The sequence below is a fragment of the Rhizobium sp. SL42 genome (assembly GCF_021729845.1).
GTDB lineage: Bacteria > Pseudomonadota > Alphaproteobacteria > Rhizobiales > Rhizobiaceae > Allorhizobium.
This window is the reverse complement of record NZ_CP063398.1, coordinates 447259-468678: the sequence shown is the minus strand read 5'-3', so window position 1 is coordinate 468678 and position 21420 is coordinate 447259. Positions and strand designations below refer to the sequence as shown.

Genomic DNA, 21420 nt, shown 5'->3' with positions numbered 1-21420 from the left:
GACCGGTGGAATGCCGTGGCGATATTGCAATGCGCCATTTACCGCAAAAAAATTGCAGCCGATGCTGGTGGGCGGCGCCAGCCTGTCTGTATCCTGATCGGCGAATGCTTTGCCGTTGTCCGTCAGGTCGGCCGTGTTCCGCGAACAAAAAGGGCAATACACCGTTCAAGATGGCGCCGACGGTCCGCTCTGGTGTTGAAGTCTTCCCGCCGCGGGCCCATCGCTCCAAACAACATGTCCATCAGCATCCGGGCGCCGCCGAGCGGATCCTCGATCACCAGCTTTCCGCGTTTGGCCTCGTGAGACAGCCAATCTGCAAGAATCTGTCGTGAGCGGTCAATGCCGTCGCGCCGCAGGATTTCGGCGATCTCGGGAAACTGTGCGCCTTCGCGCATGACGATATGGATGACGGCCTGCCGCTCGTTCTCAGCCTCTTCGTCGATGTCGATCATGAAGATCTTCTCGAGCACGGTATCGACGGGATCGTCTTCATCGGGGGGACGCGGAAGATCAAGCATCATCTGCCGGTGCGCGGCAATCACAGCGAGAAACAGATCCGACTTGGAGGGAAAAAGACGGTAAAGCGTCTGTTTGGAGATCCGGCATCGCGCGGCGACGATGTCCGTCGTCGTGCCGGAAAACCCGAGTTCGACAAATGTCTTGCGCGCGGTGTCGATAATGTCCGAGCGCCGATCCGTATCGGAATGGGTTTTTGGCCTGCCGCGTTTTCGTTTTGCAGCGGGTTGACCGGCTGTTGTTTCGGTGTCGCTCATACGCTTGTCATAGCATCTGATTGACAATCATCCAGCCATGATAGCAATGGTACTATACGGTACTGAAAAAATGTGGGGCCGGAATTTGATTTGTGTCTGTTTTCCGAGTGTCCGGGCACGGCACATCATTTAAAACAAACAGTAGGTCGGCGACCCTGTGTTCGGCTGTAGCGACGGCCCCGTGACCACCAGCAATGACATTGCCGTCAAGCAGTCTGAAGCGGCCACATTGGCCGCTCCAGGACGCGGCAGCAATTACACATAGGCGGTGCGGTCGCCGAATGCGCTATCTTCGTCGAAGTTTTTCGTGCCGATTCGTTCGCTTTCACCGGACAGTTCCTGGGGAGTTTCCTCCTCCGTTTTTGCCGACGTGGCGGTCTGCGTATCGCTGCTCTCAGTTGCGCTTATTTTTGCAATCTTGGACTGCAAGGTCGCGATAGCCTTTTCGATCGTGGCTTTCTCTTCCTCGTCGTCCGTTTCAGCTAGGGCGGCCTGCTTTTCGGCAAGTTGCGCTTCGAGCGAGGCGAGATCACTCGCGGAACTAGATGAGGATGTTGAACTCAGAATACTGGTTGCAGAACTTGAAATTGCGCTGACCATGTGAGTAACCTTCATTGATGAACAGTCTCGTTTTAGGTCGCAAGCCTTAACGAATTCCTAATTAAAGTACTCGGCGGTACAATTTGTTTCCGGAGTCTTTCAGATCAATAGATATCTTCATTCCGGCGCTGCGACACGGTGCGGCGCTTCGTCGGGACGGGTCGGGTAACGGATGAGCAATTTCCTCTTTGATGGGCCGAGTGATGCCAAAGTTACAATTCTGCTTGCCCACGGGGCAGGGGCGGCGATGGATACGGCGTCGATGAGTGCCTTCGCTCAGGCGCTGGCCTCCGCGGGATCGCGTGTTGCCCGTTTCGAATTTGACTACATGGCGGCGAGGCGGGTTTCAGCTGCTCGCCGGCCGCCGCCGCTGGCTGAGAAGCTCATGGCGGAATACTGCCACGCAATCGATGAACTCAAGGCAAGCGGGCCACTGATTATCGGAGGAAAATCAATGGGCGGCCGCGTGGCGAGCATGGTTGCAGATGAGCTTTTCGTGGCCAAACGGATTTCAGGGCTGCTGTGCCTCGGATATCCCTTTCACCCGACCGGCAAGCCGCAGCAGTTGCGTACCGCCCATCTTGCCAATTTGAAAACACCGACTTTGATCGTCCAGGGAACGCGGGATCCGTTTGGAACGCGTGACGAGGTTGAAAGCTACGATTTGGCGGGCACGATCGAGTTGCTCTGGCTCGAGGACGGCGATCACGATCTGAAACCTCGCAAAAGCATTTCGGGCCTCTCGCTTGCCGACCATATGGATATTCTGGGCAGGGAAGTTTCAATCTGGGCCGACAGGAATACGCAATAGTCCCGGGACATTGTGCCGGTAACGCTGGCATATGCGCTGGGGCGCGGCTCTTTCCGGGTGCTGCATATTTGTCATGACTTTTGCCACACGGCAGTGGATCGGCTCTGCGGCAGGGATGACATCGATACAGCCTCAGCACATAGAATAGTGCATGACGAATCAGTTTGATATGTTCGCCCAGCAGGTAGATGCCGGTCACCGCTCCACTTCGGACACGGTTCATCCGACCAGTCCGAGAAAGCCTCCTCCATCCATCGCCATGAGCGAGGAGGCCATGGTTCGGCATCTTTCCGAGACTGGCCGGTATCGCTTGCTGAAGAGACTTGAACCTCGACGGGTGGTGGCGGTTGCGCGACCGGAATATCCGTTGCGAGGCATCATTCTCGATACGGAGACGACGGGTCTCAATGCGCGCAAGGACGAAATCATCGAGATCGGCGTCATCGCTTTCACCTACGATCATCGCGGAAACATTGGAGATGTTGCAGGCGTGTATGGCGGTTTGCGCCAGCCAACGGTGGCCATACCTGCCGAAATCACCAGGCTGACCGGCATCACCGATGAGATGGTGGCCGGACAGTCGATTGATCTCGCCGCGTTGCATGCCCTGATCGACCCTGCAGATCTGATCATTGCCCACAATGCGGCCTTCGACCGTCCCTTCTGCGAAGCGTTTTCGCCCATGTTTGCAGCCAAGGCCTGGGCTTGCTCCAATTCTGAAGTCGACTGGTCGTCGCGTGGCTTTGAAGGCACCAAACTCGGTTATCTGGTCAATCAGGCCGGATATTTCCACGATGGCCATCGGGCGGTCGACGATTGTTTTGCCCTGCTGGAAGTGCTGTCGCGCGACACGGTGGGGCGGTTGCCCGCCTTTGCCGAACTCTATGAATCAAGCCAGCGTACGCGGGTTCGCATCTATGCCGAAGGCAGTCCCTTCGACATGAAGGACCATCTCAAGGCGCGGGGCTATCGTTGGTCGGATGGCAGCGATGGGCGTCCCAAGTCCTGGTGGGTGGAGATCGGCGAAGAGGCGCTTGAGGATGAACTCCGTTATCTCCGAAGCGAAATCTATCGCTACGGTGATGCCGATCCGCCGAGGAAGCACCTCACGGCCCACGATCGATTCCGCGGCTAGGACGACACGCCCTGTTTACTTCGACCGCACTCGGCTGATGCATAATTTGCATGGCTGACCTGTGAGCTTGTCACTTTTGCAAGGGCGGGCAATCGCCTATATTCCAATCATCGAAACGACGTTGGAACTGAAGCAAGGTTGCTGGCGTCAAAGAGACCTCACGAAAGGGGATCATCATGAACGTAGCACGCTCTTTTAATAATTGGCGCAAGTATCGTCAGACGGTTGCAGAACTGGGCCGCATGTCGAGCCGCGAACTGTCCGATATCGGTATCAGCCGTGCCGACATCAACCGCGTTGCCCGTGGAGCATACGCTCGCTAAAGACTGCAGACTTTCTCGCATGCCGCACGACGCCCGCTGATGACGCGGGCGTTTTTGCGTTTGGGCTTGTATTTGGGCTTGCGTTTGGGATTGGGTCGCGCGGTGCAATCCCGCCCGCCCCGTTGCGCCAGTCTTGCGGGCCTAGGCGGCGGATCTTGCGGGCAGGAGTGTCGCCGTTTTTGCATGGCTGCACTGCAACAAAGCGCATTTTATAAGCACGGCGATGCTGTATGTTGGTTTTCAACGAAGCGATGCACCTCCTCCCGCAGAGCTTCGTGTTTCAGGCGACCCACTCCTCCTCCCAGGGGCGCCTGTAGGAACAGCGGCACTCCTCCTCCCAGTCGCTGTTCATCCATTCGAAAAGCCTGCCGCACCTCCTCCCGCGGCAGGTTTTTTCGTTTCTGCGACTTGCTGCAGACCGATATGGTGGCTTGCGACCGTTGTCGTTGCTCGCTTCAACAGTCTCCTCGACCAATTTCGCTTGCCTATCCTGCCTGGGATCAGGCGTAACGGCTGATCGCAAGGTCGGCCGCGTCGATATCCGGTGCCCGACCGCTGACCAGATCTGAAATCACCCTTGCCGAGCCTGAACTCATCGTCCATCCCAGCGTGCCATGCCCCGTATTGAGGAAGAGGCCCTTGATCTTCGTCGGTCCGATTACCGGCGTTCCGTCCGGTGTCATCGGGCGCAGACCGGACCAGAATGTCGCCTTCGATACGTCGCCGCCGGGGAACAGGTCTTGCACCGAATGTTCGAGTGTGCGCCGCCGCGCCTGGCCCAGATCGTTGGTATAGCCGGAGATTTCAGCCATGCCGCCAACACGAATGCGCTCTCCAAGGCGCGTTATGGCAATCTTGTAGGTCTCGTCCATCACCGTGGATTCCGGCGCCCGTGACGCGTCGGTGATCGGGATCGTCAGCGAATAACCCTTGACCGGATAAACGGGAAGCCCAATGCCGAGCGGTTTCAGCATCAGCGGCGAGTAGCTGCCAAGCGCGACCACGACGGCATCGGCGGCAAACTTCGCCTTGTCGGTGACAACGGCCTCAACGCGACCACCAGCGATGTCCAAGCCCTTGATATGATGCCCATAGGCAAAGCGCACTCCGAGCCCGGCGGCTTTGTTGGCCAATGCATTGGCGAACTTGAAGCAGTCGCCGGTCTCATCCTTTGGGGTCAGAAGTCCGCCGACGATCTTGTCGCGCACGTGGGCGAGTGCCGGTTCCACCCGAACGCAGCCGTCGCGGTCGAGCACTTCATACGGGATGCCGTCTACGGCGAGTGCCTTGACGTCCTTGCCCGATGCGTCCAGCTGTTGCTGTGTCCGAAACAGCTGCAGCGTGCCCTGCATGCGCTCGTCATAGGAAATCCCGGTCTCGGCGCGCAACGCAGCAAGCGATACGCGGCTGTAGTCAGCCAGTCGCAACATACGGCTTTTGTTGATGGCGTAACGCCTGGAAGTGCAGTTCGACAGCATCTTCAGCATCCATGACAGCATGGCCGCATCGATTTTGGGACGCAAGATGAGCGGCGCATGTTCCATCAGCAGCCACTTCATTGCCTTCATCGGAATGCCGGGCGCCGCCCAGGGCGAGCAATAGCCGAATGAGACTTCTCCCGCATTGGCAAAACTGGTCTCCAGAGCCGGCGCCTGCTGGCGGTCGATGACGGTGACGTCGTGGCCGGCTTTCGCGAGCTGATAGGCAGACGTCACGCCGATGATGCCGGCGCCGAGAACGATGACTTTCATGTGGTCCCCACAGGCCAAGAGAAGTGACCAGCAATAGCGCTGTTGTGAGCGCAATGCGAGCCTTGTCGAGATCGACTATGCCGGTTAGCCCCAGCGAATTGACCGCCTGGGCCTGTCTACGTTGCAGGTATTTCTGCAATTCATGCCGCCATGTTCAATCCGTGATGGGCCGAACATTCTCGCGGGGAAACGCTCGCGATCCGTTTCTGACGGATTGATGACGAAATTGGAAGACCACTGAAAAGCACCGTCAAGCGACTGACATGCTGGACCCTTAAAGACAGGCCAGCAGCGCCGGACCTCGCCTCCACCACCGGCCGTCCGCAGCATGTCAGCTCGTGTTTTGAAAGGGAACATCCGATGAAAATCGTCCAGATCAGCGACACCCATTTCAGTCCGTCCAAGGCGCATTTCAACGGCAACTGGGAACCTGTGCGTCGCTGGATCGAAACGGTCAGGCCCGATCTGGTCATACATACCGGCGACCTGACGATAGACGGTGCCGATCAGGAAGAGGACATCACCTTTTCCATGTCCCTGCTCAACGAGTTGGATGTCCCCGTTCTTCTGGTTCCAGGCAATCACGATGTCGGTCATATGCCCGGTTCGCCGCAGCCGGTCGATGACCTGCGCCTTCAACGCTGGCGCCGGCTGGCCGGTCCCGACCGCTTCGCCAAGGACCTCGGTAATTGGCGGCTGATTGGCCTCAACAGTCTGCTGATCGGCTCGGACCACCCGGAAGAACGTCTGCAGTTCGACTGGCTTGCCGACATGCTGGAAGGTCGCGATGGCCGGCGCGTGGCGATCTTCGGCCACAAGCCCTTGTTCGTCGATGATCCAACAGAAGGCGAGACCGGTTACTGGGGCGCTGGTCCCGCTGATCGCCGGCGGCTGTTCGAGCTTTTTGCCGCACATGATGTTGCCCTGTATGCCAGTGGCCATCTGCACTGGGCCTGGAAGGGCGAGATGGGCGCAACCAGGCTCGTCTGGGCGCCACCGACCTCATTCATCATCGATACGCTGGAGCGAGAAATGCCCGGAGAGCGTCTCGTCGGCGCAGTCGTGCATCACCTGGGCGATGATGTGGAAAGCGAGATTGTTGCTGTCGATGGCGCCACGGCACACGTTCTCGATCATGTCATCGATGAGGTCTATCCGCGCCATGCGACGAAGGTTGTCGTGGAGGCGGCCCAATGACCGCCTTTAGCCTTCACGATATCAACAAGTCCTTCGGCGGCAACAGTATCCTGAAAGGTGTCAGCCTGGAGGCTGAAGCCGGTGAGTTTATCGCCCTTGTCGGTCCGTCCGGCTGCGGCAAGAGCACGTTGCTGCGCATCGTCGCCGGCCTCGATCATGCAGACCATGGCGAGATCGTAATCGGCGGCGAAGACGTCTCGGCCAAGGCGGCGGGGGACCGCAATGTGGCGATGGTCTTCCAGTCATACGCGCTCTATCCGCATCTGACTGCGGGCCAGAATATTGCCGTGCCGCTCGCCATGCGTCGTCTCTCCACGGCCGGTCGTCTGCCGTTGATCGGCGCCTTGTTCTCCGACCAGCGCCGGATACGAGCCGATATTCAGCGTGACGTTCGCGCCATGGCGAGTTCGCTCAAGATCGACCACTTGCTCGATCGCAAGCCCGGCCAGATGTCCGGTGGCCAGCGTCAGCGCGTAGCGCTTGCCCGCGCCATGGTCCGGCAGCCGAATGTCTTCCTGATGGACGAGCCGCTTTCCAATCTGGATGCGAACCTGCGCGTACATGCCCGTGGTGAGATCGTCGAACTGCACCGCAAGGCAGGCGTGCCGACGCTGTATGTCACGCATGACCAGTCTGAAGCCCTTTCCATGGCCGACCGGGTTGCGGTGATGATCGGTGGTCGGCTGCTACAGCTCGATAGCCCGCGCACCATCTACGATAATCCCTCGCATCTGGAAGTCGCCAAATTTCTAGGTCAGCCGCGTATCAACGTCCTGTCGACCGTGATCGACGGCGAGGGACTTGTCCAGGTTGGCGATATCCGTCTTGCCACACGCCTCGACCTGAAGCCGGGAAAAGCACTGTCTGTGGCATTTCGGCCCGAATTTGTCCGGCTTGCCGACGCTGGTGCGGGTGGCCTGCCGGCACGGGTCGAGCGGCTGGAGTTCCTCGGCTCCGAGGTGGTGGTCTTCACCAAGCTCGCGGCCTTGGATGCAATCGTTTTGGCAAGGGTCGCACCTGCGGATGCGATCGGCATTCATGCTGGCCAGCGGATCGATCTGAGGCTCGATCCCGACGCGATCCTGCTCTTCGACGAACAGGGCGACCGCCTGCCGGTCAGCATCGCAATGACATCGACTTTGCGGTCGGAGGCTTTTCATGGCTAGTCTTGCCCCGGAATACGGCGCAGAAATCCCGCTGGCCCAAAAGGGCGCACGGCTGGCAAAGCGTCGCGAGGCGCGCATCGCCATGGTGCTGTCGGCACCGGCGCTGCTGCTGATCTTCTGCTTCATCATCTTGCCGACCATTGCTGTCATCGCCCTCGGCTTTACCGATTTCGAGCTTGGCTACGGCAGCTTCAATTTCGTCGGCTTCGAGAACTACGCCGAACTGCTGAACGATCGCACGTTCAGGAAGTCGCTGTGGAACACGACGATGTATGCGGCGATCGTCGCACCGGTGTCCATGGCGCTCGGGCTTGGCATCGCGCTGATGATTGAATCGGAGGGCTGGGGCAAGAGCCTGTTTCGCACCGCCTATTTCCTGCCCGTTGCGTCCCTGCTCGTCGCCATGGCGACCGTGTGGCAATATCTCTTCCACCCGACGATCGGGCCGATCAACGCGCTGCTCGATCTGATCGGCATCGAAGGCCCCAACTGGCTCGGCGCGTCGAAAACCGTGATGACCAGCCTGTCGATCATCGGCATCTGGCAATCGACCGGCTTCAATATGGTCCTGTTCCTCGCCGGCCTTTCGGCCATCCCGCGCGAGCTTTACCAGGCGGCCGAGGTCGACGGTGCTCGTTCGGCTCTCTCGAGGTTCCGTCTGGTAACCTGGCCAATGCTGGGCCCGACCACGCTGTTTGTCACCACGATCAGCATCATCAACGCGGTCAAGGTATTCGAGACTGTGAAGACATTGACCGAAGGCGGCCCCAACAAGGCGTCCGAGGTCCTGCTTTTCACCATCTACCAGGAAGGCTTCGTCTTCCTGCGTGTCGGTTATGCCTCGGCGATGACCGTGGTCTTCCTGTTGATCCTCGTGTCGCTGATGTTCCTCCAGTACCGCGTCATGGACCGGAAAGTGCACTACGTATGACACAGGCTCCTGTCTCCGCCGGCCGCATTCTGCGGCTTGTCACCCTGTCGTTGGGCGCCATCCTGTTTTTGGCGCCTTATATTTTCATGATTTCGACCGCTGGAAAGGCACAGAGCGAGATATTTTCGTCCTCGCTCGCCCTGATCCCGCAGTCGTGGTCCTATGTGGAGAATTTTACCAAGGCCTTGGGTCGGGTGTCGATGGCGGGCCTGCTGTTCAACGGCGTTGTCGTCTGCGCTCTGATCCTTGTTGTCCAGGTCGTGGTGGCAATCCCTTGTGCCTATGCGATGGCCAAGCTTTCCTTTGCGGCCGCGCGCTTGATGATGGCGCTGGTGATGCTGGGTCTGCTTGTCCCGATACATGCAACGGCCCTGCCGCTTTACGTCGCTTTCGACCGGGCGTCGGTGCTCAACAGCTACTTTGCGCTGGTCGCCCCTTTCTCGATTTCTGTCTTTGCGATCTTTCTGTTCCTGCAGTTCTTCCGCGGCATTCCGGACGACCTGATCCATGCGGCACGGCTCGACGGCATGTCGGAGACCGGCATTGTTGCCCGAGTGATCGTGCCGAATGCCTGGCCGGCAATCACCGCCTTTTCGATCTTCTCGGTCGTTGCCCATTGGAATGATCTGTTCTGGCCGCTGATCGTTGTCACCAACCAGTCCTATGCCACGCCGCCGCTCGGGCTGCTCTACTTCCGCGCCGCCGAAGCCGGTGACGACTACGGCGCGCTGATGGCAGCCACCCTCATCATCACCCTTCCTCTCGTCCTTGCCTTCCTGCTCGCGCAGAAGCGCTTCGTCGAGGGTATCACCATGACCGGTCTGAAAGGCTGATCGGTCCAACCTAGGAGATCTGCAATGACTCTTTTCAAGAATGCAATGGTTGCCGCCGCGGTCACCATGGCGACCTTTGTTCCGGCACATGCCGAAACCGTGCTCAATATCCACTATCCGATGCCCGGCTTCTTCAAGGACGTGATGGATACGATCTCGAAGAAGTTCATGGAAGAAAACCCTGAGATCAAGATCACCTTCGCGAACCCGTCGGCGACCTATGAAGAAGGTATCCAGACCATCATGCGCCAGGCCGGTACGGCCGAAATGCCGGATGTCACCTTCATTGGCCTCAATCGTCTGCGCATGGTCAACGAGCGTGATATCCCGGTCGACCTCGGTCCGTTCATCGCCAAGGACGCCAACATGGCAGAGCAGGGTTTTTCCGACAACATCCTGAAGCTCGCCCAGGTCAAGGGTAAGCAGGTCGGTCTCGCTTTCGCGACCTCAAACCCGATCATGTACTACAACGCCGATCTGGTTCGCAAAGTCGGCGGCAATCCGGACGTCGCGCCGAAGACCTGGGATGAGGTGATCGCACTCTCCGCCAAGATCAAGGCACTCGGCGACGGCAATGAAGGCATCGACTTCCGTTGGCAGGGTGACGACTGGATGTTCTCGGCACTGCTGTTCGGCGCCGGCGGCAAGATGTTAAATGACGAGGAGACCGCCGTTGCCTTCAACGGTCCTGAAGGCCTGAAAGCTTTTGAACTGGTCGACCGCATGGTCAAGGAAGGTGGCCTTCCGGTATTCACCAAGCAGGCTGGTGAACAGGCCTTCGTTGCCGGCAAGGTCGGCTTTGCCTTCCAGACCACAGGCGCGCTGCGCAACACGATCAAGAATGTCGGCGACAAGTTCGACCTGCGCACAGCCCATATCCCGCTGATCGATCCGGTCAATGGAAAGCTGCCGACCGGCGGCAATGCAGCCGTCATGCTGACGCGCGACGCCGAAAAGCAGGAGGCCGCCTGGAAGTTCATCAAGTTCGCGTCGGGCCCATACGGCGCCTCGGTCGTGGTGCCGGGCACAGGTTATGTTCCGAACAATGAACTGGCGGCGACGTCCGCGGACTATCTCGGCAATTTCTACAAGGAGAACCCGCTATTTCGGGCCGGCCTAGAGCAGATGCCGCTGATGCAGCCGTGGTATGCGTTTCCGGGCTCTAACGGTGTCAAGGTCACGCAGACCATCGTCGAGAACCTGTCGCGCGTCGTCGAGCAGTCGGCCGAGCCGAAGGAAGCCCTGGACGATGCGGCGGCCGAAGTCGAGGGCCTGCTGCCGCGCAGCTGACACTGATCGGCAATGGATCAGTAAAGCCTCGAACGATGATGCGCCGCCGAGAAAGGCGGCGCATTCTTTTGTCAGGATGGCTGGTCGATGCGCCTTACCGTGCCGCCCGGCTTCAACTTGTAACCCATGCTCAGGTGGCGCGGTTCCGCCCCGTTTTCCGCCATGTCCAGCAGCAGCGACGCCGCCGTCGTTCCCATGCTGGCATCGGCCATTTCGATGGTCGATAGCGGCGGATCGACAAGGCGGCCGATGGCAATGCCATCGAAACCGGCGACTGAAATATCACCAGGAACGGTCAGGCCCTCACGGCGTAGCGCGCCGATGACGCCGAGCGCCAGAAGATCGTTTGAAGCAATGATGGCTGTCGGCTGGTGTTCAAGCAGCGCACGGCTGAGATCGAGTTCGTCATTGCCGGTCACGAATGGGATCTGCAGGGCCTTGACGGCTTCAAGACCGGCCTGAGCCATCGCGTGGCAATAGCCTTCATAACGTCGGCGCGCCCGATCCGAACTTTCAAATGCTCCCGAGACAAACAGGATTTTCTGATGGCCGTGTTCGATCAGATGTTGGGCAAGCTCCATCGCAGCCGAGCGGTTGTCCGTCGTCACTGCCGCTTGAAATCGCGCTGTCGGCAGATTGTTCAGGAGCACGATCGGCGGCAGATGGGCAGGCAGGTCATTCTGGCTCTTTTCCATGTCGCAGGCAGTGACAACCAGTCCGGTCGGTTTTTCTGCAAGAAGCGATGCAATGGCGTCGGCTTCGCGGGCCGGATCGTAGTCGGATTGGGCAATCAGCACGCCATGTCCGGAAAGCCGCATCCGGTTCTGGATGCCGGAAAGGGAGGCGGCGAAGACCGGATTGGTGATGCTGGGTATGAGAACGCCGATCACGGGTCGCCGTCGGCTGGCCACGGTGGTCCCCTCTATGCGGTAGCCAAGGTCGGACGCGGCCTTGCGAACGCGCCGGACCATGCCTTCGCTGGTTGGTCCGCTTCGGCTGAGCACGCGGCTTACGGTGGCCGTCGAGCAGCCAGCCCTTAGTGCTATCTCCTCAAGGGTCGCCATGTGACCTCGTATGGTGATGCTGTCGAACGCCCGTCTCGTGTGACTCTGAGCACTGTCGGCCCCTGCTAGCCGACTTCCATGACAGTGGTTTGACGCAGGAAATGAGGCTTTGCAGCGCAGAACAGTCGCGGCGAGGCGACGGTCTCGGCGTGCTTTCCGTCTCTCCGGCAGGTGGTTATGACGAATGGCTGCCCATCCTTCACGCAGGGCGTTGCATCGTCTGCGCGACGCGTAGCCTTCGGTTTAGCCGTTACTATGGCCGACATCAGAGGACGGGAGCGGATCAGCCTCGTTCCAGCGCTGGCTCCCATCTTATCTGCAATCAATCACTTCCCAGCAGACGATGTAGTTATGTGTCGCGCGCGTCGACGTTCGACGAGGTCGACAAAGGCTGCCGGGGCCAGGTCGCGGCTTGAATTTGTTGTCAAACATGCTTGCGGATCCGCGGTGCAGCGCAAGCTATTCGCTATTTAGTTGCGCCAGTAAGTTTTGAACCCGAAGCCTAGTTTTGGGATTCTGAGCTGATCACAGACGGTTCTGTGGCACTATATTCGATTTTATCGTGCCTGTGACTTTAACCGCAATCGCAACTACTCGATGACCATCACGAAGGAGAGTATAATGAAGAAACTGCTCGTGTTTTTCCTGGTCGGTCTATCCCTTGCAAGTTGTACGGCAACGGAGCGGGGCGCGGGCATCGGTGCGGCGTCAGGTGCCGTCATCGGTGGTGCGATTACCAACGACGTGCGCGGCGCAGCTGTCGGTGCTGCCATCGGTGGCGTTTCGGGCGCCCTGATCGGCAGTGTCGCGGACCAGCCTGGCCAGTGCTACTACCGGGACCGCAACGGCCGTCGCTACACCGCACCCTGCCCACGGTGAGCGTTTAAACGGGGCGGTATATCCGCCCCGTCTCCATCAGGAGAGGAATTGTCGGCGCCAGTGACGGCGGCTTGCATTGCACATTGCAGTCTCCGGCTACGTTTCGTTGTTTGAGAGGATCCGTTTGCCCGTAGGCCTGCGGTTTTTCCCAGTCAAGGCGAACCGATAACGAAGTCTGTTCGGCTTGTTCTGCCTGAGAACTCCGTACCTGGCCAACCCTGCGCTGGGCATGAGGCGCATCGGCTGGGGGCGGCGGGTTGCCCGGTCCTGTTTCATTTCGATTGCAACGACTGACTATCAAAGAGCGCCAACACGAACGTCACTCTATCGATCGCTTCGGGCGCTATCCTTGGGTTCAACGGGAGGCAAGACATGGCCAACGCCAATGCCGCATCAAAGACCACGATGCAGAGATTCCTCGACGGTGTCGAAAAGGTGGGGAACATGGTTCCTCATCCCGTGGTCATCTTTCTGATACTGATCGGCATCGTCATTGTTCTGTCGGCCATTCTCGGTCTCTTCGGAGCTGCCGTCACGTTCGAACAGATCAATCCGGAAACGCATGAACTGGAGACGGCATCTACGGCGATCCGCAGCTTGCTGAGTATCGAGGGCATACGCTTCATGTATGCGTCGCTCGTTCCCAATTTCATGAGTTTCACCGCAGTTGGCCTGATGATCGCGGCAATGATCGGTGCGGGCGTCGCCGAGGAATCCGGCCTCGTCACCGCCCTGATACGCAAGCTCGTGATCGTCGCTCCACGTTGGGCGCTGACCTATATCCTCGCATTCGTCGGCATCCTCGCCAGCATTGCTGCGGATGCCGGTTATCTGGTGCTGATTCCTTTGGCGGGTGTCGCTTATCTGGCTGTTGGCCGCCATCCACTCGCGGGCCTTGCGCTCGGCTTTGCCGCGGTTGCCGGTGCGTTTACCGTCAACATGCTGATCAAGCCGCTTGATGCCGTTCTCGTCGAGTTCACCAATGACGCCGCCCGGCTTGTCGATCCGAACGCATCGATCGGACTTGCGTCCAATCTCTGGTTCTCGATTGCCTCTGTTCTGTTCCTTACGGTGGTGATCGCATTTATCACCGACAAGATGATTGCGCCGCGCCTCGGGGAATACAAGCCGGCCGATGGCGCCGGCGTCAGCCAGGGTGCGGTTCTGACTGAGCAGGAAACGCATGGACTGCGTTATGCTCTCTACGCCCTGATCGCGCTCGTCGTGGTCTTCCTTCTGCTGACGCTTCCGTCCGGTGCGCCCCTTCGCAACCCCGATACTGGCGAGCTGATCGGAAATTCGCCGTTCATGAACGGCCTGATCGCACTGATCATGCTGGTCTTTCTGACGACGGGTTGGGCATTCGGCGTGGGCGCGGGCACGCTGCGCACTCTGGCAGAGGTCATTGCGGCGATCGAGAAGTCGATCAAGAACATGGGGGGCACGATCTTCCTGTTCTTCGTTCTCAGCCAGTTCGTTGCCTATTTCACCTACACCAACATCGGCACGGTCATGGCACTGAGCCTGGCGGGCACGCTTCAGGCCGCCAATATCGGGGCCTTGCCCTTGTTGCTTGGCTTCATCGTGGTGGTCGCGATTATCGACCTGCTTCTGACGGGTGCGATTGCAAAATGGGCCATCTTCGCCCCGGTTTTCGTACCACTCTTGATGAAGCTCGGTGTGGAGCCGGAAGCTGTGCTTGCGGCCTATCGCGTCGGCGATTCGCCAATGAACGCCATCACACCGCTCAACGCCTATTTTGCACTCGTCGTCGGCTTCGCCCAGAAATACGACAAGTCCGCTGGCGTCGGCACACTCGTGTCTCTCATGCTCCCCTACGTTGTGTGGATGTTCGTTCTGTGGACCGCGCTCTTTGCGATCTGGCAAGCGCTTGGACTGCCATGGGGCCTGTAGTGGCCCGCATGTGAAAAGACTGAGAACCCAATAAATTGGAGGGACACCATGAGCAGTAGCCAAATTCCACTCAACGTCGCTGCCGCAGAAGACCACCTGATGCGTTTTCTGTCCGTCGAGGGTGTAACGGGCCAGGAGGCCAATATTGCCGCCGCCGTTATCGATGCCTTGAAGGCGGTGGGCGTGCCGGAATCCGCCATTCGGTTTGACGATGCCAACAGCCGGATTCCGCTGCCCACGGAGACGGGAAACCTGATTGTCGATCTTCCGGGAACGCGTCCGGGGCCACGTCTGTTGTTTTCCACACATCTCGATACGGTGCCGCTTTGCGCCGGGGCGAAGCCGAGGCGGGAAGGCGACCGGATCGTCTCCGACGGCACGACTGCGCTCGGCGGGGATGCCCGCACTGGCGTGGCGGTTCTCGTCGTCGTTGCGGAGACACTGCTGAAGAACAAGCTTCCCCACCCGCCGATCACGCTTCTGTTTACGGTGCGGGAGGAAAGCGGTTTGCACGGAGCGCGCGAACTGAACCCTGCTGATCTCAACGGGGCGGCGATGTGCATCAATGTCGATGGCCAGTCGGCCGCCGATCTTATCATCGGAGCGGTGGGGCAGGAGAACTGGGAAGTCGAGATCATCGGCCGCGCTTCGCACGCTGGTGTGGCGCCGGACAAGGGCATCTCTGCAACGATGGTCGGCGCGATCGCACTTGCCGAGGCGCGCAAGGAAGGCTGGTTTGGCAAGATCGTCAAAGCCGACGGTCGCGGCACCAGCAATGTCGGCGTCTTTGGCGGCAAGGGCAACACACCCGCCGGCGATGCGACCAATGTCGTGACCGACTACGCTTTCATCAAGGGCGAGGCGCGCAGTCCGGAATCGAGCTTTGCGACAAAGATCGCCGAAGGCTACAAGAAGGCCTTTGCCAAGGCACAGGCGGATGTGACCGATCATGAAGGTGTCACTGCCACGGTGACCTTTACCCATAAGGCGTCCTATCCACCGTTCGAACTTGGCAAGGATACGCCGATTGTGAAGCGTGCGGCAAAGGCGATGCAGATACTGGGCATCGAGCCGGTCTATATCTTCTCGAATGGTGGCCTCGATGCCAACTGGCTCGACAAGCACGGTGTCCCGACGATCACCATTGGCGCGGGCCAGGCTGAAATCCATACCATCAAGGAATATGTCAATTTGACCGAGTACGAAAAGGGTTGCCGTCTTGGTGTGCTTCTCGCGACCCTCGACGACTGAAGACGTCTGGCTGCTGCTTTTCGTGCGGCGGCGCTATGCGTCAGGTCTCTGCGATATCTTCGATCGGCAATGCCTCACCCCTTGCCAGGGGTGAGGGTGGATAACGCGGCGCAGCCGCAGGACCGCGCGACGGAAACAGCGCCGCACCGAGAGCGGCAACAAGACGTGGCCGCGCGTTGACCACGCAGCCCGAGGGGTGCTGGAGATAGTCATCGGCCTGAGCAGGTCCATATGAGGAGCAGAGCGATTGAGCCCGATAGCATATATAGCCATAATCATTGTCTCTGCGGTCGTTCTGTTCGTCTGGAACAAGCTTCCGGTCGTTGTGATTGCCATGTTGACGGCTCTGTCGCTTTGGGCGAGCGGTGTTCTGACGCTTGGACAATCTCTCAGCGGCTTTGGTGATCCGGCAGTTATTTTCATCGCTTCGCTTTTTGTTGTCAGCTCCGGGCTTGAAGTAACCGGTGTCACCGCGTGGGCGGGTCAATTGTTGATCCGCGGTGCCGGCGAGGAAAGCCGGACACGGCTTTTGCTTTTGACCATGGGGCTCGTTTCATTGCTGACCGCACTGATCAGCGTCAACGGTGCTGTTGCCGCTCTTTTGCCGGTCGTGGTGGTTATCGCCGTCCGCCTGAAGCGCAATTCCTCGCAATTGTTGATGCCCCTTGTCTTTTCCGCGCATGCAGGTTCGATGCTGGCACTGACGGGCACCCCGGTAAACGTGCTGGTTTCGGAAGCCGGTATCGATGCGGGTGTCGGCGGTTTCGGGTTCTTCGAATTCGCGCTTATCGGCGTGCCATTGCTGGCCGGAACGATGGCGATCATTATCCTGTTCGGCGCCAAGCTGCTTCCAGAGCGTAACGGGGCGACCATGCCGTCCGATTTCAGCCGTCATGCCAAGACGCTGGTCGAGCAATACGGTCTTGCAAGCGGGATCTACCAGATGCGGGTCCGCTCCAGTTCACCGTTTGTCGGGATGGCCTCTTCCGACATCAGCATGGCGGATCATCCCGGGCTGCAACTTGTCGCGCTGCAGGAAGGGGAGACATCGGGCCCCCTGCGTCGCGCCGTGATTGCCGAAGGCGACCATGTGCTGGTGCGCGGTGACGCCGAGCTGGCCGCAGCGTTTGCCGCCAAGATGCATATGTCGTTTCGAGATGAGAAGGCGACAGGCCAGGGCGAAGAAACGTTGTTCAACCGCAGCTCCGGCCTTGCCGAAGTGGTCATTCCGCCGCGCTCCGGCCTGATCGGCGAGACCGTTTTCCCCGGAATGGTCACGGATAGCGGTGACCTGATCATCCTTGCCGTACAACGCGCGGGCGATCAGGTGGAGGCAGCCAATGCGACTCGCGACGCAGGCGGTGTCGTGCTGCAAGCAGGTGATACGATGCTGCTCCAGGGAACCTGGAAGGCGCTTGACGTGCATCTCGATGACCCAGACGTTCTCGTGGTCAATTCGCCCGAGCTGGTGCGCCGTCAGGCGGTGCCGATGGGGCCGGGCGCGCGCCAGGCTGTCATTATTCTGTTTGGCATGGTCCTGCTTCTGGCGACAGGCATCGTGCCGCCGGCGGTGGCAGGCCTGCTCGCTGCTGGCGCCATCATCCTGTCCGGTATCATGAGCGTCGAACAGTCCTATCGAGCCATCGGCTGGACGACAGTGATACTGGTCGGTGCAATGATGCCGCTGTCGACGGCCATGGTGGAAACCGGCGCCGCACAATTGATGGCTGAACATCTGGTCAATCTTGTCGGCGATGCTGGTCCTTTGGCGCTGCTTGCCGGCCTGTTCCTTCTGACCGCAATCATGGGGCAGTTGATCAGCAACACAGCAACGGCACTGATCGTCATTCCCATTGGCGTGGCGGCAGCGACGGCTATGGGGGTCTCGCCGCGTCCGGTGCTGATGAGCACGGCGGTCGCCGCTGCCGCCTCATTCCTCACCCCGATTGCGACGCCGACAAACCTGATGGTCATGGGACCCGGTGGCTATGCCTTCAGCGACTACTGGAAACTTGGTTTGCCGCTGTTGATCTGGTTTTTCGTCGTTTCGGTGTTCATTGTGCCGCTGATCTGGCAGTTCTGAGCTGCGCCGTTGTTCAATTGGTCGCCATAGATACGCCCCGCTCAGTTCCCGAGTGGGGCGTTACAATTTTGGAGCAGGCGCCTCAAGCCATGCCGAGTGCCCGCTGATTGGACTATGCGGTCGAAGCAGTGAGGGAGAGGTATTCTGCGCATTTTTCTGGATGCGGCTCTGTCCAAAGGCAGCCTCGACGCGACCTATCTCGATTTGACCAGGCCGGAAAAACCGGCGACGGCAAGCAGGCTAAGCGCCCAGCCGACGATCGACTGGAAAAAGAAGAAGTTCAGTGTGAACGGTCCGTTCGGCTTGGTCGGGTCCGGCCGCCAGAATTCCTTCTGCTCGATCGACAGCACCGGCAGCAGAACATCCAGCGAATACATCGGCGCATTGAATTCGGGATAGCTGGATGCCTCGGGTTGCCTGAGGAAACAGCTCAACTGGTTTTCCCCTGCTGTCGCCCGCCCCGAGAGTACCTGCGAGCTTGATGGCATGTAGCGGCTTTTGCTTTGTTCCAGTCCGCACATCGTCCATTCGGAAGAACGCAGGACGACCGGACTGTTTGGCTTGACCGCGCCATTGCGCTCCGCGATCGCGAACACGACCGCACCGATCGCCCAGAACAGCACGAGCCAAAGCAGGGCGAGGAGAGGTTGGCGGCCATAGCGCACGGTAATGCTCAATATGCCGTCACGCATCGCAAGCGCTGCACGCAAGGCGGGATTTTTCGCCCGCGCCCGCCGCGCCCGCCGCTGCAACCTTTCCTTGGTGATCAGCACGGTACGTGCATCTTCGTCATGGCCCATGGCACCCAGAACCATGGCCAGTTGCTCGTAGGGTTGCGGCCAGAAATCTGCCTTCCAGCGGTCAGGTGCCTGCCGCGAAAGCCAGTCAAGCCTGCGCGCGGCATCGACGGGACCGCCGATGAACGCGCCGTACTGGCATCGGTTCAGCAGCAAATCGCCGGCCTGCGGCCAGCTCGACTGCTCGTCATCGATCGCCCCGATCGTCGTTGCGGTCAGGTCGAGTATGCCGTCGATGGAGGCCCCCTGGCGCAGGAAAAATGCGCCTTCGATCGAGGCGCGGTTGAGTCTGAGCGCATAGCCACCCGGCTGCGACAACGAGGCTGCCGTACAATCGATATCCCCGCCGAAACGCGTGCCAAGCAGGCGGGTCTCACCGGTAATCTTTGCGCCTCGCAGGGCGAGATCGCCGCCGGCGATAACCCCGTCTCCGTTGAGGGCGGTTTCTCCCGGCCGAGCGATCGTTCCGCCTACCGCATTGATATCGCCGCCGAGGCGCACATTTGAAAGAATGATACCCCCCTTGATTTTGGCGCCGCGCATCAGGACGCCGCCCTTTGCCTCCAGGCCACTGGCTTCGATCGCGATGCCCTCCGGCGAGGTGATCGAGACGCCGTCTGCCTCGACGCTGCCGCCCAGCCGCGCCCCGGCCAACCGGATTTCGCCGGTCACGCTTGCACCGCGAATGGACAAGCAGCCTCGGGCTTCAAGCCGGTCCGCCTGCAGGCCGGGAATATTGGAGCCGTCGAGAAACAGGTTGTCGATGATGGCGGACTTCAGCACGGGAGACGCCTCGAACCGGCAATCCTTGAGGCCGATATCGCGTGGGATTCGGCAGCCTTCAAGATCGAGTATGCCGGTAATCCATGCGCCGCTGACACGCACGCCTTTCTCGTGAGAACGGTAGCTGTTGTCGCCGAGGATGAGAAAGCGCAGCAGTTCGGCGCGCATGTTTCTTGAATCGTCTTCGCGCTCCGGCAGGAGCCCGTCGCCCAAGCGATCGAAGTCCCCGGAGCTCAGATAGGCAACAACCTTTGCCTCGGCGGCACTGAAGGGGCGAAAGCTGTCGAGGCCGGACATCACGCTGGCAATCGGCGGCGTGGCTGGTGGATCGCCGGTCATGACCGGGAGATCCGTCTGCTGTCCATCGCTGCATCCATCATGCGATATTCCTTCCGCGATGAGTTCCCGGCCCATCGATATGCTCGCGCCGTACCCTGTCAAACACGGCGCATAGTTGGGTTGGCAGGGTATGGCCTTCAGAACACGGCCTCAATCGCTTCCCAGGCTCGGTCCTGTATCGGCACGTTTCCGATTGATTTCTGCGTTTTGCGCGAGGGTCAAGAACTATCGGCTTTCCGAGCATGGTCTGTCGCTAAAAAGCGTTACACAGCAATGAGATATCGGACAGAGCGCATAATTTTCGGATTCCATGCCGATCACAGTCGGACGCGCCTGATGCTAAGCTTGATGCCCTGACAACGGCTTCATCCGGGCGGGCGGGCGCGCAGAACCGGAAGGTAGCTTTGCTCAACGCTTCTGCCTCGTTCCGGTTCACTTATGGCCCGTTCAATTATGGAAGGCCGCGCGATGTCGACACACCAGCAATATGATCGATCGAGCAGTGCGGCATGGTTGCAGGGCCTGGCACTGCTCTGGGCGTTTCTGTTTGTCGTCTGGCTGGTGATCAACGCAACGACAGAGCTTCCGGTTGTCATAACCGGTGCGGTGATATCCTTCGCCCTGGCTGCGATATTCGTCCGGCGCGGCGATGTCTGGCGCATCGGGGTCACCCCTTTGAAAACTTATCATTTCATTGCCTATACCGGTGTGTTCTTCATCGAAATGGTCAAGGCGAACATCAACATGATGCGTTACGTCTATGCGCCGCGCATCGATATCCGACCCGGGATCGTCAAGATCAACATGCGGCTGAAATCGCCGATCGGTCGGTTGGCGCTGGCCAATTCGATTGCTTTGACGCCCGGCTCCCTCGTGATGGACATCAGCGACGATACGCTGTTCATCCATTGGCTCGACGTCAAGACGACCGACCCGGACATGGCGACTGCGATGATTGCCGGACCGTTCGAGAAGCATCTGGAGGTGGTATTTGGCTGACATCATCCTCCAGATCGCGGTTGTCCTGATTTTCCTTTCTATCGTGCTGGGTGTCGCACGCCTGATCATCGGCAAAACAGCGATCGATCGCGTCGTTGCAATCGACATGCTGACGGTGGTTTCGATCGCAATGATTGCGCTTTACGCGCATCTGTCCGGGCGTTTCGTCTATATCGACGTTGCCCTTGTCTACGGACTGTTGAGCTTTCTGGCCGTGCTCGCCATCGCCCGTTTTCTGGAAAAGGGGCCATAGTCACCGTGCTCGAATTGTTGATCCTCTTGGTCTGCGGCAGCATTCTGGTGAGCGGGGTTTTGGCCGTTTTGCTGGGGAATCTGATGGCTGCGATGATCAGCGCGGGGCTGGCCAGCCTTTTCGCTGCCGTCTCCTATGTGCTTCTCGCGGCGCCGGACGTTGCCATGGCGGAGGCAGCGATCGGTTCGGGTCTTGCGACACTCATTTTTCTCTATGCGATCCGCAAGACCAATGGCGGAGGGGAGTGA

20 protein-coding genes are annotated in these 21420 nt (G+C 59.4%); 15 read left to right on the top strand and 5 right to left on the bottom strand.

Annotated features, from left to right (window positions below; translation table 11 throughout):
• Positions 1 to 122 precede the first annotated feature (122 nt).
• Both IM739_RS21055 and IM739_RS21050 read right to left on the bottom strand, forming a co-directional pair.
• On the bottom strand, positions 123 to 773 hold the full coding sequence (locus IM739_RS21055) for a TetR/AcrR family transcriptional regulator (protein WP_237371194.1): 651 nt from the start codon (positions 771 to 773) through the stop codon (positions 123 to 125).
• Between the two features lie 255 nt (positions 774 to 1028).
• Positions 1029 to 1373: a hypothetical protein gene (locus IM739_RS21050; protein WP_237371193.1), complete on the bottom strand. Its 345-nt coding sequence runs from the start codon at positions 1371 to 1373 to the stop codon at positions 1029 to 1031.
• Between the two features lie 172 nt (positions 1374 to 1545).
• On the opposite strand from IM739_RS21050, the gene IM739_RS21045 reads away from it, so the two are divergent.
• The 3 genes from IM739_RS21045 to IM739_RS21035 all read left to right on the top strand — a co-directional run bounded on the left by IM739_RS21045 (position 1546) and on the right by IM739_RS21035 (position 3642).
• Positions 1546 to 2184, top strand: a complete 639-nt coding sequence (locus IM739_RS21045; protein ID WP_237371192.1) for an alpha/beta hydrolase family protein — start codon at positions 1546 to 1548, stop codon at positions 2182 to 2184.
• 259 nt (positions 2185 to 2443) lie between these two features.
• Positions 2444 to 3319, top strand: a complete 876-nt coding sequence (locus tag IM739_RS21040) for a 3'-5' exonuclease (protein WP_442981165.1) — start codon at positions 2444 to 2446, stop codon at positions 3317 to 3319.
• Between the two features lie 176 nt (positions 3320 to 3495).
• Entirely contained in the window at positions 3496 to 3642 is a 147-nt protein-coding gene (locus IM739_RS21035; protein WP_237371129.1) for a DUF1127 domain-containing protein, read from the top strand.
• Between the two features lie 500 nt (positions 3643 to 4142).
• Here IM739_RS21035 and IM739_RS21030 read toward each other — a convergent pair whose 3' ends face one another.
• Positions 4143 to 5393: a D-amino acid dehydrogenase gene (locus tag IM739_RS21030; RefSeq protein WP_237371190.1), complete on the bottom strand. Its 1251-nt coding sequence runs from the start codon at positions 5391 to 5393 to the stop codon at positions 4143 to 4145.
• 360 nt (positions 5394 to 5753) lie between these two features.
• On the opposite strand from IM739_RS21030, the gene IM739_RS21025 reads away from it, so the two are divergent.
• From IM739_RS21025 to IM739_RS21005, 5 genes are read left to right on the top strand one after another with little or no spacing between them, the layout of a single operon-like run.
• A complete protein-coding gene (locus IM739_RS21025; RefSeq protein WP_237371189.1) occupies positions 5754 to 6590 on the top strand; it encodes a metallophosphoesterase family protein in 837 nt (278 codons plus the stop codon).
• A complete protein-coding gene (locus IM739_RS21020) occupies positions 6587 to 7756 on the top strand; it encodes an ABC transporter ATP-binding protein (RefSeq protein ID WP_237371188.1) in 1170 nt (389 codons plus the stop codon). The genes IM739_RS21025 and IM739_RS21020 overlap by 4 nt, the downstream gene beginning before the upstream one ends.
• Positions 7749 to 8687: a carbohydrate ABC transporter permease gene (locus IM739_RS21015; protein WP_237371187.1), complete on the top strand. Its 939-nt coding sequence runs from the start codon at positions 7749 to 7751 to the stop codon at positions 8685 to 8687. Before IM739_RS21020 ends, IM739_RS21015 begins: the two co-directional genes overlap by 8 nt.
• Positions 8684 to 9520 carry a carbohydrate ABC transporter permease gene (locus tag IM739_RS21010; RefSeq protein ID WP_237371186.1) on the top strand — a complete coding sequence of 279 codons (837 nt, stop codon included), beginning with the start codon at positions 8684 to 8686 and terminating at the stop codon, positions 9518 to 9520. The genes IM739_RS21015 and IM739_RS21010 overlap by 4 nt, the downstream gene beginning before the upstream one ends.
• Before the next feature lie 24 nt (positions 9521 to 9544).
• Positions 9545 to 10810, top strand: a complete 1266-nt coding sequence (locus tag IM739_RS21005) for an ABC transporter substrate-binding protein (protein ID WP_237371185.1) — start codon at positions 9545 to 9547, stop codon at positions 10808 to 10810.
• Positions 10811 to 10881: 71 nt separating this feature from the next.
• Here IM739_RS21005 and IM739_RS21000 read toward each other — a convergent pair whose 3' ends face one another.
• Positions 10882 to 11874 carry a substrate-binding domain-containing protein gene (locus tag IM739_RS21000; RefSeq protein ID WP_237371184.1) on the bottom strand — a complete coding sequence of 331 codons (993 nt, stop codon included), beginning with the start codon at positions 11872 to 11874 and terminating at the stop codon, positions 10882 to 10884.
• 621 nt (positions 11875 to 12495) lie between these two features.
• Here IM739_RS21000 and IM739_RS20995 point away from each other — a divergent pair.
• The 4 genes from IM739_RS20995 (at position 12496) to IM739_RS20980 (ending at position 18001) form a co-directional block, all read left to right on the top strand.
• Positions 12496 to 12753, top strand: coding sequence for a glycine zipper domain-containing protein (locus tag IM739_RS20995; RefSeq protein ID WP_237371183.1), 258 nt, complete (start codon positions 12496 to 12498; stop codon positions 12751 to 12753).
• A gap of 372 nt (positions 12754 to 13125) precedes the next feature.
• A complete protein-coding gene (locus tag IM739_RS20990) occupies positions 13126 to 14667 on the top strand; it encodes an AbgT family transporter (RefSeq protein WP_237371182.1) in 1542 nt (513 codons plus the stop codon).
• A 48-nt stretch (positions 14668 to 14715) separates the two neighbouring features.
• Entirely contained in the window at positions 14716 to 15918 is a 1203-nt protein-coding gene (locus tag IM739_RS20985; RefSeq protein WP_237371181.1) for a M20/M25/M40 family metallo-hydrolase, read from the top strand.
• Between the two features lie 247 nt (positions 15919 to 16165).
• Complete coding sequence (locus IM739_RS20980) at positions 16166 to 18001, top strand: SLC13 family permease (protein WP_237371180.1); 1836 nt, start codon at positions 16166 to 16168, stop codon at positions 17999 to 18001.
• 194 nt (positions 18002 to 18195) lie between these two features.
• On the opposite strand, the gene IM739_RS20975 is transcribed toward IM739_RS20980, so the two are convergent.
• A complete protein-coding gene (locus tag IM739_RS20975; protein ID WP_237371179.1) occupies positions 18196 to 19920 on the bottom strand; it encodes a hypothetical protein in 1725 nt (574 codons plus the stop codon).
• Between the two features lie 468 nt (positions 19921 to 20388).
• Here IM739_RS20975 and IM739_RS20970 point away from each other — a divergent pair, with 468 nt between their 5' ends.
• The 3 genes from IM739_RS20970 to IM739_RS20960 are packed head-to-tail and all read left to right on the top strand — an operon-like array spanning position 20389 to position 21420.
• A complete protein-coding gene (locus IM739_RS20970) occupies positions 20389 to 20919 on the top strand; it encodes a Na+/H+ antiporter subunit E (protein ID WP_237371178.1) in 531 nt (176 codons plus the stop codon).
• Positions 20912 to 21172 (top strand): monovalent cation/H+ antiporter complex subunit F, encoded by a 261-nt coding sequence (locus tag IM739_RS20965; protein WP_237371177.1) that lies wholly within the window; start codon positions 20912 to 20914, stop codon positions 21170 to 21172. The genes IM739_RS20970 and IM739_RS20965 overlap by 8 nt, the downstream gene beginning before the upstream one ends.
• A 5-nt stretch (positions 21173 to 21177) precedes the next feature.
• The gene (locus IM739_RS20960) at positions 21178 to 21420 is read left to right on the top strand and encodes a hydrogenase subunit MbhD domain-containing protein (RefSeq protein ID WP_237371176.1); all 243 of its coding nucleotides are present in this window, start codon (positions 21178 to 21180) and stop codon (positions 21418 to 21420) included.

Excerpts from the sequence above, each read along its gene's own strand:
- IM739_RS21055 (WP_237371194.1), bottom strand. The coding sequence starts at position 773 with ATGAGCGACACCGAAACAACAGCCGGTCAACCCGCTGCAAAACGAAAA.
- IM739_RS21050 (WP_237371193.1), bottom strand. The coding sequence starts at position 1,373 with ATGGTCAGCGCAATTTCAAGTTCTGCAACCAGTATTCTGAGTTCAACA.
- IM739_RS21045 (WP_237371192.1), top strand. The coding sequence starts at position 1,546 with ATGAGCAATTTCCTCTTTGATGGGCCGAGTGATGCCAAAGTTACAATT.
- IM739_RS21040 (WP_442981165.1), top strand. The coding sequence starts at position 2,444 with ATGAGCGAGGAGGCCATGGTTCGGCATCTTTCCGAGACTGGCCGGTAT.
- IM739_RS21035 (WP_237371129.1), top strand. The coding sequence starts at position 3,496 with ATGAACGTAGCACGCTCTTTTAATAATTGGCGCAAGTATCGTCAGACG.
- IM739_RS21030 (WP_237371190.1), bottom strand. The coding sequence starts at position 5,393 with ATGAAAGTCATCGTTCTCGGCGCCGGCATCATCGGCGTGACGTCTGCC.
- IM739_RS21025 (WP_237371189.1), top strand. The coding sequence starts at position 5,754 with ATGAAAATCGTCCAGATCAGCGACACCCATTTCAGTCCGTCCAAGGCG.
- IM739_RS21020 (WP_237371188.1), top strand. The coding sequence starts at position 6,587 with ATGACCGCCTTTAGCCTTCACGATATCAACAAGTCCTTCGGCGGCAAC.
- IM739_RS21015 (WP_237371187.1), top strand. The coding sequence starts at position 7,749 with ATGGCTAGTCTTGCCCCGGAATACGGCGCAGAAATCCCGCTGGCCCAA.
- IM739_RS21010 (WP_237371186.1), top strand. The coding sequence starts at position 8,684 with ATGACACAGGCTCCTGTCTCCGCCGGCCGCATTCTGCGGCTTGTCACC.
- IM739_RS21005 (WP_237371185.1), top strand. The coding sequence starts at position 9,545 with ATGACTCTTTTCAAGAATGCAATGGTTGCCGCCGCGGTCACCATGGCG.
- IM739_RS21000 (WP_237371184.1), bottom strand. The coding sequence starts at position 11,874 with ATGGCGACCCTTGAGGAGATAGCACTAAGGGCTGGCTGCTCGACGGCC.
- IM739_RS20995 (WP_237371183.1), top strand. The coding sequence starts at position 12,496 with ATGAAGAAACTGCTCGTGTTTTTCCTGGTCGGTCTATCCCTTGCAAGT.
- IM739_RS20990 (WP_237371182.1), top strand. The coding sequence starts at position 13,126 with ATGGCCAACGCCAATGCCGCATCAAAGACCACGATGCAGAGATTCCTC.
- IM739_RS20985 (WP_237371181.1), top strand. The coding sequence starts at position 14,716 with ATGAGCAGTAGCCAAATTCCACTCAACGTCGCTGCCGCAGAAGACCAC.
- IM739_RS20975 (WP_237371179.1), bottom strand. The coding sequence starts at position 19,920 with ATGACCGGCGATCCACCAGCCACGCCGCCGATTGCCAGCGTGATGTCC.
- IM739_RS20970 (WP_237371178.1), top strand. The coding sequence starts at position 20,389 with ATGTCGACACACCAGCAATATGATCGATCGAGCAGTGCGGCATGGTTG.